Origin of the sequence: Paracoccus seriniphilus (assembly GCF_028553745.1) — a bacterium.
In the GTDB taxonomy this organism is placed as follows: Bacteria; Pseudomonadota; Alphaproteobacteria; order Rhodobacterales; family Rhodobacteraceae; genus Paracoccus; species Paracoccus seriniphilus.
In genome coordinates, this window is sequence record NZ_CP067130.1 from 582873 (window position 1) to 599725 (window position 16853).

The following is a 16853-nucleotide window of genomic DNA, read 5'->3' on the forward strand; positions in this document are numbered from 1 at the left end:
AGTGATCTCCACCCCGCCAAAATAAACCTTGAAATTCTGTATTTATACTCTTTTACAAACCATGCACATGAAGCGAATATTCAACACCAACGCTTCGAATGAAGGCTTATGAACGTACACGCCCTATTGCGCATCTATTATATCCAAAATAATTTTAGTTTGGGCCTTCTTGCAAAAAACTTCTGCCACATTCTTCACGTCGATTTCATCCCCGCCCGACAAAATCGTATTTACGGCACCATCGATAGTTTCTTCAATGACCATCGGAGGATATATGGTTTCGGCTCCGGGCCAATTCAAAATAACAGGATAAGCTCCGCTCGCCATACCTTCCGCCACGGATAGATGAAAGCTCTCATGATCACTAACCGAAAGTATCCAACCAACTTTTTGAAACCACTCATCAATAGGGCCATACCCGTCAAAGATGACACAATCTTGCCAACCACTATCTACAATGCGCTGATATTGAGCTCGGTAAAACTGCATTTCCTCGGCCTTTGCTTTAGAATGCATCCAAGGGTAGTCTTCCGGACGCTTTCCTTTTACAAAAAGCCTGTACCGCTTATCACTAAGATAAAGTTTTTCAAATATATCTAGTGCGCGATCCAAGCGCTTGGACTGAGGCACATCGCCGATCATACCCAAATGAAACCTAGCGTTCGGGAGCTTAGGCTTGTCAAGAAGACTAGTATCTACCATATTAAAGACCATCTTGCATTTCTCTCTACATAGAGAGAATTCAGAGATCATCAGTTCAAAATAATAGGGCGATACAAAAATGTAGTTGTCAATATTTTCATGCAAACACTGATCAAGATGACGCGTACGTAGTTCTTGGGCATGGACCCTGACAACGAGCTTTTGTCCGGCCTTTTTGTGCCGCGAATACCATACCGCATTCCCCAGCCCCCACTCGCAGAACACAGTGTCGGCCTGATTTAAAAGACGCAGGCTCTGTTCTTGATCGTGATTATTGTGACCCCGCCATTGGTCCACCAAGAGTTCCAGATCATCACGCTGTTCGATTGCGGACATGATGAACTTTGCGAACTTCAGGTCGTGACCGGCGATGAGAATCTTCTTCTTATCTTTAGAAAATTTCATCGCTCGACGCGCCTGACTCCGAATCTGACGGTAAGAGTAGTGCTCGGCTTCTGTGGCATTCGTCACGAGGCGCCCTTGAATAGCCGACCACATCCCGTCAGCGATACCATCAATGTCATTCTCAGTAAAATAGGCGCCGCCAACCTCTTCCATCATATCCGGCACACAACCCCGAGCCATAGTTATAGCCAGAATGGGCTTTTTTGCACCAAGGTAATCAGCCAGTTTTCCTGGATAGAATGGAGTTTCTTTCAGCCCTTGGTCACTGAAATCTGCGTCACGCAGCAGCAGGCAATCTGCTCGATCCATAACTGTGAGGCTTTCAAGATAGCTGACTGTACCTTGGAAGCGGACGATGCCTTCTAAACCATAGTCAGAGGCTGCTTGAATATAACGATCATTGGCACCATAGAACTCCAGCGTAAAGCGCCCCTTGAGCTCTGGGTGCTTCTCCAGAAGGCGTCGGGCACCCAACATGAAGGGCTCTGAAGTGCGCTTAAACTTGTAAAGCATGCCAACGTGCATAAACCTGAAGACAGAGTCCTGTTCTCTTTCTTGTCGGTTAGACTGCACCGATGAGCTTTCACGATGAAACATGCGCTCATCGAAGCAATGTGGGAGTATAAAAAACTTTTCGCTATCTACAGGAAGCGACTGACTGTTTTGTACGATCTTTTGATGATAGGGGTTGGTAACAATGATACGATCTGCCATCTGGAGCACCTCGGCTTCAGTGCGACAATCATCCTCCAGCATTGCAAATTTATAGCTTTCGTTATACGGATTTGCCGCAATCGGATCTCCAAATGAGGCCAGCCACCGTATTTCGGGATTAGCCCTCTTTATCGCCATCGCCGCGAGATGCGAGGCTATCTCATGAGAATGGGACAACACTACCCGATAATGGTTGCGGTCCTTTAGCCGCTGGTAGAAATCCAACACCTTTGCAACGTAGTGTGCGCGAGCCTCCGAGTTTCGGGCATCTTCTGTCGGAACCTCAATTTCATAGCGATTAAATCGGCTGCTAGCAAACCGGAACATTCCTTCATTATCCGGCTTTTCCCCCCGCTTAATCTGAAGGACGTCGTACTCATACCCCGTGTCCTTCAGGCGTTTAAACAGGTTAAATGCCGACGAGCTTTTGTAAGGAGGAAAATGCCATGAGACGAGTAAAATTTTTCGGGCGCTGGAGTGGCTCATAGCGCTACCTCAATCTGTTCGGAGACCTGCAGTTGATATGATCCATGCTCCATCGGCCCCCAATAAAGATAGTCTTCCAGTGCTTCGGCGTGCAGAGGCTGGTTGATATCATGTTTAAGAACATGATCGGAGCCGTAGTACCGTTTCTCATCAGCATAAAAGTTGCGCGCAATCTTCATGGAATAGGTCACGGTTTGATTTGAATCGTTGAGAAGCTGATGAGCCATATCGAAATTTTCCAACTCGATAAAGAGCCGTTTGCGCTGAGCTGTCTGTGCTTCGAATAATCGCCTCGCGCGTTGTATATCTTCCAGGCATCTTGCACTAACCGCCAGCGTAACTTTAGGAAGCGCAACCGCTACATCAATTCCTATCAAACGACATAGTGTTTGTATTCGGTGACCATAAGTGTGTTCACGCATCACAGCGCGTACGCCACGGAGCGCCAGCGACTGGTAAGCGTGCGGCGAGGCCTCCAATTCCTGCAACTGGTCAGCAATGCTTCGCTCACAGGACATGATTACAACATCTCCAAAGAGTTCGCGCACTCCAAGGGAATCATTGCTGATCACCGGCGTACCAGAGGCTAGAGATTCGTAAACTCGGCGAGCAAACATCGTAGCGGAATCTTGTACCGAGTTCATATTCACTTGGTACTTATATCCTTTGTGGGCCCTCCAGACTTCATCCGGCGGCAGGTTTCCCATAATACTGCTTTGGTAGCGTCCGGGAAATGAAAATTTCTCATTTCCCTTATTAAAATTTCTATCAAAGATATCGCAGCTCACCCCGGCGGACTTTAGCTGCCCCATGACCTGATCAAAATCTTCACACCGTTTAGGTTTATCGCGATAATAAGATCCAGCAAACACCGCCTTTTTCAAGCGAGGAATAATTGGCTTCGGGTTGTGTACCTTGGGCTGAGCACCAAACGAAAGTGGATGCACATTGATTCCAAAATCTTTCTTGTAACGAGGCACCATATTCACATCAGTGGTGATTGCAAGATCAAAGAGTGCCGCGATAGCCCCAAACTTCTCATAGTGAGGAGGATCTTCCTTGTTCCAGAACACAGTGGGAATGCCGCTCTTTTTACAATATCTTAGTAGACCGCCAAGTTTCTTGGCACCCCCGCTCCCTTTAGTAAGCGTACCCCAATTTCCGTCGTTGCCCCGCCAACAGCTTTCAACTAACAGAAAATCCGGTCGAGTTCTCTCCAACTCCGCCTGCCAACCTTCTCGAGTCACCTTCATCAGCGTGACCTCGTGAGAGAGACATTCAGCTGTGAACTCATCCAACACGCAGGCGACTTTCAGGTCCGAGGTAAGACGTTTGCAATGAGGGTCATGGATGATTGCATCGGGCAAAGGTTGATGAAGGGAGATCCCCTCTTTCCTTTCTTCGCGGCATTGTTCGGCAACTTCGCCATGACAACGGCCTTGAATACAGACTTCAATCTGCTCATCGTCCTTCACGCCTACAGTGCCAATAGAAACCGCTACGCGGCTCACGTCCTCGGGGAGCTTCACATTAAAGACTTCGCGAACGGGCTCCATGGCGCTCTTGCTATTTGCGTTGAGGTAGCGAAAGTGCTGCTTCCAGACAGCCGACACTCCAATTTCTGGAAATGTGGCTTTCTTTCTCCCTTCTTTATCCCAAAAGTCGAACAACAGCACCGCCTTCCGAGAGGTTTCCTCGCGTTGTAGTCGATATACGACGGACGCCGACAGTTTCAATATAGCGCCAGGTACAGGAACCCTAATATCATCGGCAACTATTTGCTTGCTGATACCATTAAGTACGAATTTCCTTTGCGCAATTTCAACCGCTGTGTCGAAGATCGCTTTTGACCACTTCGGCCCACCTTTCATCTGGGACGCGGAGTTCAGCGAATGTGCGCTTACATTTCCTTTCACCTGCAATGACCAAGTCTCCGGCTCCATAACAATGGAAGACAGGAGGTTTGCAGTCGACTCAGGCGGCGGCAGCTGCATCGTATCCTGGATGGCGCGGATTATACTCGCCAGATCACTGGCATCAAACGACGTAGCAATTCCGCTCAAGGGAAAAACGTTCGAAACGAGCAAACGTTTGCCATAGATTTGGGCCTCAGCAGCTCTCATTAAGGGTAGTAACTTTTTATCCGCTGAAGGTTTGTGTGAGACAACAACCGCGTCTAAGAGCCGATAATAATCACCAATCTTGTCGAAGGGCACATGATCCACCCGAATGATCCACGAGATCTCTTCCGTCAATCTCGGCTGAATATTGACAGAAGATCGAGATTCAATTCCGGACCTTTCATCCCCAATAAGAACCAATTTTATCCGGAAGCCATTTCGAATCAAGTGAGCACAGGCCTCATTAAGATAACCCATAGCTTCAATATTATCATCGAAGGCATCAAAGACGCCGATCAAAAAATCATCAGCCTCCGCGCCAATGTTTTTTCGAAAGTCACCCTCACCCGGTTCAGGATAATCCCGATAATTTCTGTATGTATTGGAAATTAAATTCAAAGAATTTACAGCAAAATTAAAGTCAAAAACTGACGTATCTTGGCACTTCGAATACCTCGTGATCGCATGTAACGCATCAGCATACCTCTGCATTCCAAACGCGACCTCAAAAAACTTCCCAAAAAAATCGGAAGAAGACCCCTCCTTGATTGCGATTTTAGTGAGTTCTTCTGAAGACCTCGACCTACCAATTTGGAACAACTTTTCAGCTGCCGATAGCAAGTAAATGCCCTTAGAGTTTTCGTCCTTCGCGGTATAGACTTTTCTATTTTGTCTCATCGAGAGTCTACATCATTTCTTTGCTGAAATTAAAAAGCGTAGGACGCTGCCTAGGATAGTCAATTTATCTTACTGTCGAGCTTCGCGCCGTTACGGAATTGATCCTTATGCGGTCTGACCCATGAGGTCAACACAACCAGCGGCACTCGCGGAAATCCAGCGACAAATCCTGACCTGCCCCGCCCCGATGGTGCCTCACCCGGTCACAGCCGGCTCCCGTCAGGGACGGGGATGAGGCGAAGGCCGCACGAGTGTCTGAGCTGGGGATCGTCAAGTTATTGCCCTTTTCAGGACAGGTGGGTAGTGGCCTGCTGCCGGTTTCGTGGACACGAAGATAAGATCGTGACCATGGAACTGGAGATTGGATATGACGAGACGGAAGTTCAGCCGCGAGTTCAAAATCGAGGCGGTGAAGTTGGTGACCGAGCGGGGCGTGACGCTGGCCCAGGCGTGCCGAGATCTGGACCTGGCGGAGAGTGTTCTGCGGCGGTGGATGCGTGAAGCGACGGTGGCGCCTGCCTTCCCCGGCAATGGCCAGCAGCGCGCCAAGCTGGCTGAGATCTCGGCCCTGAAGAAAGAGGTCGCCAAGCTCAAGGTGGAGCGTGACATCCAGAAAAAGGCCGCGGCCTTCTTCGCGCGGGAAGCGACATGACGTTCGCGTTCGTTGCGAAGCACCGGCATATCTGGCCCGTCAGCTGGATGTGCGCGGTACTGGGCGTCTCTCGGTCTGGCTTCCACGCCTGGCTCAAGCGACAGATCAGCGCCCGGGCGAGCTAGGATGCGAAGCTCGTCCTGGAGATCGACAAGAGCTTCAAGGCCAGCGACCGCACCTATGGCACACGTCGGGTCTGGCGCGGCGTGCTCGAGGAAGGGTTGGCCTGCGGGCTGCACCGGATCGAGCGCCTCATGCGGCAGAACGCTATGAGAGCGCGACCAAAGCGGCGCGGGAATCCGAAGGATGATGGCGAACGCTCGGTCATCGCCGGCAACATCCTCGACCGCGACTTTCAGGCCGACCGGCCGAACCAGAAATGGCTGGCCGACTTCACCTACATCCGGACCGCAGAGGGCTGGCTGTCAATCGGCAGGCAATCTTGACCCCCTATCGGCGTTCAAAAATGACCCCCATGGAGCGCACGGGTAGCTGGCCCGATGCGGTGTAGCCCCCATACAGCGCAGCCGTATCGGGCCAGCGTGGCCGTCGGTCATTCTCGGGTCTTGAAGCGCCAGCTCTCGTTGCCGGTTTCGACGATGTCGCAGTGATGGGTCAGCCGGTCGAGCAGCGCCGTGGTCATCTTCGCGTCGCCAAAGACCGAAGGCCATTCCCCGAAGTCGAGATTGGTCGTCACGATGATCGAGGTGCGTTCGTAGAGGCGGCTGATGAGATGGAACAGTAGCTGGCCGCCGGTCTGCGCGAAGGGGAGATAGCCGAGCTCATCGAGGATCAGGAAGTCGAGGCGGCAGAGCAGGTCTGCCGTGCGCCCCTGTCGATCGGCACGGGCTTCGGCATCGAGCTTGTTTACCAGGTCTACGACATTGAAGAAGCGCCCCCGCTTGCCGCGCCGGATGCAGGCCCGGGCGATGCTGACGGCCAGGTGCGATTTACCAGTCCCGGTGCCGCCGATGAGGACGACATTGCGCTGCTGTTCGAGGAACTCTCCGGCGGCCAGATCGCGTACCAGCGTCTCGTTGACCGGCGTTTCCTCGAAGCTGAACTCGTCGACCTCTTTCGCCAGCGGCAACTTGGCGATCGTCATCTGATATTTGATCGAGCGCGCCTGCTTCTCGCTGATCTCGGCATTCAGCAGGTCGCCGACGATCTGTTGCGGCTCGTGCTGGCGCTTCACCGCCGTGGTGATGATCTCATCGTAGGCGGCCTTCATGCCGTAAAGCTTCAGCTGGCTCATCGCGTCCAGCACTTGTGATCTTTCCATGGTTGGGTCTCCTGAGACTGTCGTAGCGTTTGCAATCGGCGACGGGCTCGCAGGTCAGTCGCAACGCGGCCGGCGTATCGATGGTCAGTGGCGGTGGCGGCTCCCGATGCCGTGCAAGGATGTTGATGACGACCGAGGCCGCAGGGACCCCTTCGCTCAGGGCCTCGGCACAGGCAGCATCCACCGCATCCAGCCCATCGATCGGGATCATGCTCAGGATCTGGACCATCTGCCGGTCGCCGTTCGGCACCTTGCCAAGCTTGCGCTGCACGCGCCTGATCGCCGGCGGCAGGTCCCAGCCCTTGAAGGGGGCCCCATTCCGGAGGGCGCCGGGCTTGCGAGCCAGAACCGGAATGTAGTGCAACGGGTCGTAGATGGCCTTGTCGCGCCCGAAGGCTCGGGCGTGCTGCCCCACGATCTTGCCGTCCTGCCAGAACTCGACCCGCTCGGCATAGGCACGGATCTCGACAGGTCGGCCAACGGCCCGGCCGTTCACGGAGTAGCGGTTCTTGTCGAACCGGACGAGACAGGTCTTCGAGACCGAGGCTGGCACGGCATGGAAGCCGTCGAACGGACCGACGTAGGGGACAAGACTCGTGCGCTCGTCCTGGAATACCTCCCAGATCGTTCGATCCCGAAGCTCCTGGTGCGGGTTGGCTTTGGCCCAGGCAACACAGCGATCCTCGAGCCAGGCGTTGAGTTCGGCGTAGCTCTTGAACTTCGGCCGAGGCACGAAGAACCGCCGCCGGACAACGCCGACCTGGTTCTCGACCTGTCCCTTCTCCCAGCCGGATGCCGGGGTGCAAGCGACGGGATCGACGAGGTAATGGCTGCACATCTGCTGGAACCGGCGGTTGTAGGCGCGGTCGCGGCCGACGAAGATCGTGTCGACCGCGGTCTTCATGTTGTCGTAGATGCCCCGTGTGCAGGTGCCCCCGAAGAAGGCGAACGCCTTGTCATGGGCGTCGAAGACCATCTCCTGCGTCTCGCGGGGATAGGCACGCACGAACAGCATCCGGCTGTGACACAGGCGGACATGTGCCACCTTCACTGTGGTCGTCGCGCCATCGATCACTACGATCTCATGGCTCCAGTCGAACTGGTAGGCTTCCCCCGGATCGAAGCTCAGCGGCACATAGGCCGCGGCGGATGCCACCACCTCCTCCTTGGACCAGGTTGCCGCGTATCGCCGGACCGCATCATAGCCGCCATCATATCCTCGGGCCCGGAGTTCCTCGAAGATGCGGATGCGGGTCAGTCGCTCGCGCTTGGGCTTCCGCGCGTTCACCGACAGCATCTCGTCGAGCAAGTCTTTCCAAGGTCCGATCTTCGGCAACGGCTGAATGGTTCGCTCGTAGGTGAGCTCCGTTGCACCTGATCGGATCACCTTGCGCACCGTGTTCCGCGACACCCGCAGTTCACGGCAGATCTGCTTGATCGACTTCTTGTCCTGAAAATACGCCCGCCGGATCTTCGCTATCGTCTCCACGACCAACATCCCACACTGTGCTCCCCGATGACCTCGGGGGCATCATCCACATCAGTGTAAGGGGGTCATTTTTGGACGCCGATCACCCCTCTACGGGGTCAAAATTGCACGCCGGTTCACAGGCTGGCTCTATGTCTCGGTCGTGCCGGACCTCTTCTCTCGGCGCGTCGTCGGCTGGTCCATGAAGGCGGACCGGGATGCCTCACTGGTCATGGATGCCCTGATGATGGCGGTTTGGCGGCGCGGCAAGGCCGACGCTCTGCTCCACCATTCCGACCAGGGATCGCAATATACCAGCGAGCAGTTCCAACGCCTGCTGCTCGACAACGGCATCACCTGCTCCATGAGCCGGGCGGGCAATGTCTGGGACAACTCCGCGATGGAGAGCTTCTTCTCGTCGCTGAAGACCGAGCGCACGGCCCGCAAGGTCTACCGGACCCGCGACGCGCCGACGTGTTCGACTACATTGAGCGCTTCTACAATCCGAGACGACGTCATTCCAAGCTGGGCTATCTCAGCCCCATGGCGTTCGAGGACCGCGCTATGCAAACCTAACCCGGTGTCCACGAAACAGGCAGCAGGCCATTCCGCGCATTGCGGACCATGTCAGTGAAGCGGCCGGTCAATATTTGCGCCCGGGTGAAGGCTGGCAATGCGGCCTCGATCCGAGCCACCCGGCTCGCGTCGGTTTTGCTTGAGCGATCCCGACCTGTGGTCAGGAGACGTGCAATCTTGCGCGCGGGCGGCGACTCTTAAGTACCCGCCGAAACGGCCTGCTTGGCCCGGCGCTGGCGCGCTGCCCATTCCTTTTCCAGCCGCGGCAGCCAAGGGCTCAAGCTGCTCTCACGGATGCGGAAAACGTCCTCACGTTCGCCGCGAACGATTTGGCGGACCAGACCGCGGCTTAGCCCGGTCAGCCGCAGGATGCGCCTGATGGGAGTGCCGTCATGGGCCATCCGGAGCACCAGTCGATTGGTCTGCTGGCGGCGCTGGAAACCCTGATATTGCAGTTTTTCCGCCGCTGTCAGGAACTTGGGGTCGAGTGTTTGCGCGCCGATCGCCATGCGGATGGCTGGCATATTCCGCTGCACGGCAGCCAGGAAGGCCGCGCTCACGTTTTCCAACGGGTGCCAGAGATCTGCCACCTGACGCGCCTGCGGCAAGGCGCGCGCGACGGCACCGCGATAACCGCCGTTGCGGTCACGAGCCACGACCTTGATCCCGGGGTGGTCACGCAGCCAGGCCTCGACCGTGGCGGGTTCCCGGTCCGGCCGCAGGCCGACAACCCGATGCCGCTCCAGATCGCAGATCAACGCGCCGTATCGCTGCCCCTTGCGCCATGCTCAGTCGTCTATGCCGATGACGCGGGAGATATGCGCAGAAGTTGGTGACGCTTGATCAGGCGGCGGTTTGAAGTTGGCGGATCCCGTCGCGGAACTCAATCCCCTGGATGATCTCGGGCAGGCGGTTTTGGCCATCGAGCTTTCGCCATTTCCTCTGCGCTGACATCATCAGTTTGAAGGCCATGGCCAGCCCGGTCTTTCGGGAGAGACATCCCTTGGTTCGTTTGGTGCGATGCCGGACGGTGGCGAAGGTGCTTTCGATCGGATTTGACGTCCGGACGTGTTTGCCAGCGCTTGCGCGCGTTCGCCCGGATAGTCGTAGAAGGTCAGCAGCGCATCCCGGTCCTTGACCAGCTTGGCGACCGCCTTGTCCCATTTTACGCCGTAGGTTTCGACGAAGAACTCGAAGGCTGCGTTCGCTTCGGCTTTGGTCTCAGCCTGCCAGATGTCGTGCAGATGCCCCTTGGCCTTGGCTTGCACGGATTTCGGCATCGCGTTCAGCACGTTCATGGTCTTGTGAACCCGGCAGCGTTGCTCTCGCGTTGTGGCGAACACCTCGCGCAGGGCCGTCCAGAACCCCATGGCGCCGTCGCCGATGGCCAGTTTCGGGTCCTGCTTCAGGCCGCGACGCTTGAGATCAAGCAGCAGCTCGCGCCAGCTTTGCGTGCTTTCACGGAAGCCGTCGGTCATCGCCAGCAGCTCCTTGCGGCCATATTCATCCGCGCCCACAACCACCAGAACGCATTGCTTTTCCTCAGCCATGCGCGGTTTGAAGTAGACCCCGTCGGCCCAGATGTAGAGAAAGTGACGGTTGCCAAGATCGCGCTTCTGCCACGACTCATAGTCTGTCCACCAGTCGGCCTTCAGCCGCGTGATGGTCTTGGCAGACAGGCCCTTGGCGTTCGGGCCCAGCAGCGCCTGCAGGGCCTCGGTGAAATCGCCCGTGGACACGCCCTTGAGGTAAAGCCACGGCAGCAGTTCTTCGACCGATTTCGCTTTGCGAAGATAGCGTGGCAGGATGCTGGGTGTGAAGCTGATCTTGTCTTCGCCAGCGCCCCGATCCCGTACACGCGGCACTTTCACCGGCACCGGCCCAATGCCGGTCATCACCTCGCGTTCGGGTAAGTGACCATGGCGCACCAGGCGGGCCCGCCCGTCCTCCAGCCTTTCCCCGGAAAAGCTGTTCAGCAACGCGGCCAGTTCGGCATGGATCGCCTGTTCGATCAGCTTGCGCGCTCCTTCGCGCAGGATGTCCGTGAAGGGGTCGGATGTAAAACCCGATGGATCGGGCAGTTGAGTGATGGTAGTCTTTGACACGTGGCATATCCTTTTCTCAGCAGAGAACTGAAGGCGACTCGACACCGCCATGATATGCCGCCCCTCAGGGCATCACCAACCTTCGCGCGCTTTTCGACCTTTTTCGAATGGAGCCTGAAGCACAAGCTCGGGCTTCGTGTCCTCCCCCTAATCCCTGCCATCATGCGGGACCGGGGCTGCTTGTCCACGATATCTGTCACATGCATCCTGGCTTTCGTCTCCGAACCTAGTATACACCGGCTGGATGAAATACGTCAGGAGCCTGATTTGCCTTCGACTTTCGGTATTGTTGATCTTTTCGCCGGGTCCGGTGGACTGGGTGAGGGGTTTGGCACCCAGGCCGATGCGCAGTCCTAGGGGCTTTGTTGCACAAATCGGATTGCGACCTGACTTTCCCTTTCCCCGGACAGACCTATCCTACGGGCACCGTGACGGGTATGCCGAGAGCGGTGTAGCGGTTGAGCACCGCGACGCGGATCTGGATTTCGGCGACCTGCCGGTTGAAGTCTCTCGACATCAGGGATTGGCCGAGAAGCTTGATGCAGTTCATCTTGCTCTCGACGCGGCTTCGGCGGTGGTATCCGCTCCATTTTCGCCAGATGGCGCGGCCGAGGTATCGCGATGCATTGACTGCCTCGTTGCGGGCGACAGCTCCGGCGCTTGTGGGTTTCCATGGTTTGGCGTTCTTGCGCGGCGGGATGACGGCGTGGGCATAGCGGGTGGCAATCGCGTCGTGGCAATTTCGAGTGTCGTAGGCCCCGTCAGCCGTGACGCTACCGATGGCTTGGTTTGGCGGGATTTGCTCGAGTAACTCCGGCAACATGGGCGCGTCGCCGACATTGCTGGTGGTGATTTCGACCGCCCGCACTTCCATCGTTTCTTCGTCGATCCCTATGTGTATCTTGCGCCAGATGCGTCGTTTTGAGCCGCCATGCTTGCGGGCGTTCCATTCCCCTTCGCCTTCCGACTTGATGCCGGTGCTATCGATCAGCAGGTTCAGCGGGCCGGTGCCGCCACGAAAGGGCAGGCTCACGTTCAATGTCTTCTGGCGGCGGCACAAGGTGCTGAAGTCCGGCACCGCCCAGTTCAACCCGACCAACCGCAGCAAGCTCTCGACGAAACCCGTGGTCTGCCGGAGCGGCATGCCGAAAAGCACCTTCAGGGTCAGGCAGGTCTGGATCGCGGCATCGCTGAATTGTTGCTGCCGCCCACGTTTGCCTGTTGGCGGTGGCGTCCAGCCCATCTCCGGATCAAACCAGATCGAAAGCGATCCGCGTTGCTTCAGTGCTGTGTTGTACGAAGGCCAGTTCCTGGTCTTGTACTTCGTAGGGGCCCAACTGCTCATGCCTCCCAGCTATCACGCTGGATTCATGCAGTGAATCCCCCGCCTATTTGTGCAACAAAGCCAGGCAAAACACTCAATCGGCAACCCGCAGGGCCCGTATGGCTGACCCCGAAACGCGAACACAGCGCCCCGGAAATCAGAGGCGCCGCACAACATCTTTGACAAACACCGATACCGCAGCGGCCCGGTCAGAGCAATTTTTCGAGGTGCCCTAGTGTTAGGTGGGGAACACTAGGGGATGGGCGTTGCTATTCTTGCAGTCTCGCTTGAGTTGTTATTCGAAATTTCTTTTAACATTTCAATGTCTTGAATGTACCTGCGCTCTATGGGACCTCTCATTGCTTCAAAAGAAACAGTCGAATAATGATCAATTTCACTAGCCGGAACATCCGTCAAATCCTTCGCATCAACCAAATCTGATCGATACATAGATTTATTGACCTTATTGTTAAAGTATCTTGACAATGACGGGAATTCTTTCGACATTACTTCACTTAATTTATCAATATTGATAGCATGCGTGTACTCAATGTCGAGAAGGTGAGATTTTTGCGGCCATACATGAGCGTCAATATCCTTAAATGGCAGTTCGGCGTAATCAACAAAATCTCGGAATGTGGCTGTACTGGGGTCTTTTCCAGTTAGCTTCGCAAAATTTTCAAAAATATCCCTGTTACCGCTTCTTTGAATAAATTTGTTTGAAAATGCAGATACGAATCTTTCAAAGGGTTTGCGATACACAAAAATTGCGCAATCAAAATTTATAGATTTTCGATCCCACCTGAAGTCTTTCATTCCACTTATCCCGCTCCCTCCTGTTTTGTCATTTATAATCCTCTTAAAGGCGGAGCAGGCATTTTTTCTAATGTATGTATATAGAATAGTTTTCCCTTCACTATTGGGAATAAAATACTGAAGGTCAGGCCGCCTAAATTCGCCGTTATGGAATTTTGGTTTATACATGATGTAGCAAATCTTCCTCAGATATCTTTGACTGGTAGTTTGAACCATGATGCCTGGTTTTCTTGAAGAAAGCCAAGCCAAAAAGTCGCGCTTGGACAGCTATGCTGCCCTCTCGTGCTGATCGGTCAGCACGCCAATGCCTGCCTGTGGCCGACACTCTGGGCTCGATCTGATCCATCAAAGTTTGCCGTTCCCGCTTATTCATAGACCACATTCCGGCCATTTTCTCTCACAGCATTTTAACTTCGACTTCGAGACAACTGTTTCTATTAGCATTGTTCGGGATTTTCAAGGGTGTTGGATCTTCGCAACTGGTTGTGACCTGCCATGGGATTTTTCCTCCACCGTTGATTAGAGTCCGGCCCAACTTGAGGACGGACAATGAAGCGAACGCGATTCACGGACGAACAGATCATCGGCATCCTGGCCGAGCACGAGGCAGGCGCGAAGTGCGCGGACCTGTGCCGCAAGCACGGCATGTCAGAAGGCACTTTCTATAACTGGAAGGCGAAGTTCGGCGGCATGACGGTATCGGAAGCGAAGCGGCTGAAGAGGCTCGAGGATGAGAATGCGAAGCTGAAGAAGCTGCTGGCCGAGCAGATGCTGGATCTGGCTGCGATGAAGGATCTGGTTTCAAAAAAGTGGTAGGGCCCGCCGTGAAGCGTGAAGCCGTCGCGTATCTTCAGGCCGAACATGGCCTGTCGGAACAGCGGGCCTGCCACATCGTCGGCGCGGATCGAACGATGATCCGCTATCAATCTCGGCGCGCGCCGGACATGGTTCTGCGCGGTCGGTTGCGGGATCTGGCCAACGAGCGCCGGCGGTTCGGCTATCGGCGGCTCTTCGTCCTGCTGCGACGCGAGGGCGAGCCCTCGGGGATCAACCGGATCTATCGGCTTTACCGCGAGGAAGGGCTGACGGTGCGCAAGCGAAAGGCCCGACGCAAGGCCGTCGGGACACGGGCTCCCATTCTGGTCGAGGCGCGACCGAACGCCCGTTGGTCATTGGATTTCGTCCACGACCAGTTCGCCAGCGGCCAGCGCTTCCGGGTGCTCAACGTGGTCGACGATGTGACCCGAGAGTGTCTCGCCGCCATCCCGGACACTTCGATTTCGGGGCGCCGGGTCGCGCGCGAACTGACGGCACTGATCGAACGCCGCGGCAAACCCGGAATGATTGTCAGCGACAACGTCCTATGTCAGGAAAATCTGGCTGCTTAGGTCAGCAGGTCGTGTGGCATCCGGCTGTCCGGATACCCTGATAAGGTTGCCCAGACGGGCTCTGCCGTCAAGAAATGATCTCATCCATAGCAAACACAGGGTACGCGCGCTGGCGGCCCTCACCGTCCTTAATACGAGATCCCAAATCCCAAGCAGAAGGCCCGAACATTATCTACGAGGTCAGATTGACTGCCTCCACGGCTCAGTCAGAGAGAGGTCCTTCCGCCTGGGCTCACCCCCTCGAAGAAGGGGCGATAGGGTTCGCCGTGATTGACCACAGCGTGTACGGTGCGCGCCATCTTGGCCGCGATCGCGGTGTAGGCCTTGCGGCGCAGATGAGCGTTGTGTCGGTCTTTCGAGATGTAGCGTTCGAACTTGTCCCGAAAGCTGTTGGTCTTTGTCTGGACCGCCGTCTGGCCGGCCATCCATAGCGTGCGGCGCAGCCGGGCATTGCCGTACTTCGAGATCCGGCTCTGCCCGCGAAACATGCCGGACTGCACGGTGGCAAGATCCATGCCGCAGAACTTCAGGAACTGCCGATGATGCCGAAATCGGCGTAGGTCACCGGCCTCGGCCAAGATGGTCATGGCATTGATCGGACCAATGCCGGGGATGGTTGTCAGTAGCTGATAATCCGGCAGATCGGAGAGCAGCGCGACCGCCCGGGCCTCGATCTCGTTGCGCTGGCGGACGAGGCTTCTACCTTCGGAAAGGACCAGGCGGAACATGCGAACGGCGTCGGAATCCGGTTCCACGGGCAATCCAACAGAGTTGACCGCCGTAGCGTAAATATCTGAAAGCAGGCGCTCCTTGGCGACCTTCCTGCCCACCACCTGCCAAGCGTCTGCGATGAAGGTTTCCTGGCTCATGGCCGTGATCATCGTCGGTGTCGGATACTTCTCGAGGAAGGCCAGGAACCAATCGGTTCGTGAGCTTCGGTGAAACCGTTCGGCCTCTGGGAAATAGAGCGGCAGGTAATGGGTCAGGATGCGGTGCCAGAGCTCGGTCTTCGAGCGTGAAACGATCTCGTGCGTCTTTGACAATTCCTGGATGTCGGCGGTCCCGACGACCAGCGGATCATGAAAGAACTGCACGGCGCCAATCTCCAGCATGTGCAGGATGACCTGGGCATCCTTCGGGTCGTTCTTGTCCCAACTGTTGTGCAGGGCCTCGCGCGTCCGGGCGAGCCCGACAGAAGGGATGAGCTTCAAGTCAAACCCGGCCTGCCCGAGATGATGTGCCAGTGGCCTGTGATAGTTGCCGGTCGCCTCGAACCCGACCCGCACAGGCAGGCCGTAGCTGGCCAGGCTCGCGGACAAGCGCTGGAAGTCTTCCAACGTGTTCATGATCGTCATGCGACGACGGCGCTTCTTGCCCGGTACCTCGATCAAGACCTCGTGGCGGTGCTTGGAAATGTCGATGGCGACAAGCACAGTCGCAGCAGTAGAATGGTTGGCGGGCATAGCCGGTCTCCTCAGCGGTGTGGTTCTGCAAAACCACTGTTGAGACCTGAGACCGGTTATGGCCACACGCTGCGCTATTTGGGGGCTACGCGCGTGGCCATAACCTTAAAACAGCGCTTCTTCCCGACGTGCTACGGCACGGAACTGACCTCCAACGCCATCCTGCGGTGGTGTTCCGAGCACCGGATCGAATGGCACTACATCGCGCCGGGCAAGCCGATGCAGAACGGTTTCGTGGAGAGTTTTAACGGCCGGATGCGCGATGAGCTGCTCAACGAGACCATGTTCCGTAACCTGGCTCATGCCCGCGTTGTGATCGCGGCTTGGGCCGCAGACTACAACACCGAGCGTCCCCATTCGGCCTTGGACTACCAAACCCCGGCTGACTACGCGCGGGCCCTGACCACCGCAATCGCCCGCCCCGCTGCGCAAGATGAAAGCTCCGCGCGTCGGGCGATTGCTCAACCTGCGTCGATCGGCGTAAACACCAACCGGGCTCAAGTCGCGGCTGGATGAAAGTTCAGTGGCAGGTCAGGGGCAGAGCAGAATTAATGCAGTCCTTCACCCGGAATTGTAAAAATATCTTGCGCCAGCGCGCGATTCGCGGCCATATTCACGAAAAAGCGCGACTAGACGGCAATTTCCGTGAACACGTCGCTAAGGTGAGGCAGAGA

7 protein-coding genes and 6 pseudogenes are annotated in these 16853 nt (G+C 55.9%); 4 read left to right on the top strand and 9 right to left on the bottom strand.

All coding sequences use genetic code 11. The annotated features are described in order from the left end of the window. Nucleotides 1-123 precede the first annotated feature (123 nt). Both JHW44_RS16355 and JHW44_RS16360 read right to left on the bottom strand, forming a co-directional pair. On the bottom strand, nt 124-2307 hold the full coding sequence (locus JHW44_RS16355; protein ID WP_089346163.1) for a glycosyltransferase family protein: 2184 nt from the start codon (nt 2305-2307) through the stop codon (nt 124-126). Beyond that, the gene (locus JHW44_RS16360) at nt 2304-5105 is read right to left on the bottom strand and encodes a CgeB family protein (protein WP_089346164.1); all 2802 of its coding nucleotides are present in this window, start codon (nt 5103-5105) and stop codon (nt 2304-2306) included. The genes JHW44_RS16355 and JHW44_RS16360 overlap by 4 nt, the downstream gene beginning before the upstream one ends. A 367-nt stretch (nt 5106-5472) precedes the next feature. Here JHW44_RS16360 and JHW44_RS16365 point away from each other — a divergent pair. Continuing rightward, a pseudogene (locus JHW44_RS16365) lies at nt 5473-6188 on the top strand (IS3 family transposase); the annotation flags it as partial. 122 nt (nt 6189-6310) lie between these two features. On the opposite strand, the gene istB reads toward JHW44_RS16365, so the two are convergent. Next, nucleotides 6311-7039, bottom strand: a complete 729-nt coding sequence (istB, locus tag JHW44_RS16370; protein ID WP_028031292.1) for an IS21-like element ISPkr1 family helper ATPase IstB — start codon at nt 7037-7039, stop codon at nt 6311-6313. Beyond that, entirely contained in the window at nt 6969-8537 is a 1569-nt protein-coding gene (gene istA / locus JHW44_RS16375) for an IS21 family transposase (RefSeq protein WP_089346207.1), read from the bottom strand. Before istA ends, istB begins: the two co-directional genes overlap by 71 nt. A gap of 112 nt (nt 8538-8649) precedes the next feature. Here istA and JHW44_RS16380 point away from each other — a divergent pair. Then, nucleotides 8650-9083 (top strand): annotated as a pseudogene (locus JHW44_RS16380) (IS3 family transposase); the annotation flags it as partial. 8 nt (nt 9084-9091) lie between these two features. Here the strand turns inward: JHW44_RS16380 and JHW44_RS16385 are convergent. From JHW44_RS16385 to JHW44_RS16400, 4 genes and pseudogenes are all read right to left on the bottom strand, one after another. Continuing rightward, nucleotides 9092-9895 (bottom strand): annotated as a pseudogene (locus JHW44_RS16385) (ISL3 family transposase); the annotation flags it as partial. A gap of 31 nt (nt 9896-9926) precedes the next feature. Further along, nucleotides 9927-11188: pseudogene (locus JHW44_RS16390) on the bottom strand (IS256 family transposase). Between the two features lie 412 nt (nt 11189-11600). Next, a complete protein-coding gene (locus JHW44_RS16395) occupies nt 11601-12533 on the bottom strand; it encodes an IS5 family transposase (protein WP_272850323.1) in 933 nt (310 codons plus the stop codon). Between the two features lie 231 nt (nt 12534-12764). Next, nucleotides 12765-13496 carry a sulfotransferase family 2 domain-containing protein gene (locus JHW44_RS16400; RefSeq protein WP_179217822.1) on the bottom strand — a complete coding sequence of 244 codons (732 nt, stop codon included), beginning with the start codon at nt 13494-13496 and terminating at the stop codon, nt 12765-12767. A 381-nt stretch (nt 13497-13877) separates the two neighbouring features. On the opposite strand from JHW44_RS16400, the pseudogene JHW44_RS16405 reads away from it, so the two are divergent. After that, nucleotides 13878-14686, top strand: a pseudogene (locus tag JHW44_RS16405) (IS3 family transposase); the annotation flags it as partial. 236 nt (nt 14687-14922) lie between these two features. Here the strand turns inward: JHW44_RS16405 and JHW44_RS16410 are convergent. Next, entirely contained in the window at nt 14923-16179 is a 1257-nt protein-coding gene (locus tag JHW44_RS16410; RefSeq protein WP_089346217.1) for an IS110 family RNA-guided transposase, read from the bottom strand. Between the two features lie 135 nt (nt 16180-16314). On the opposite strand from JHW44_RS16410, the pseudogene JHW44_RS16415 reads away from it, so the two are divergent. Further along, nucleotides 16315-16695, top strand: a pseudogene (locus JHW44_RS16415) (integrase core domain-containing protein); the annotation flags it as partial. Nucleotides 16696-16853 lie beyond the last annotated feature (158 nt).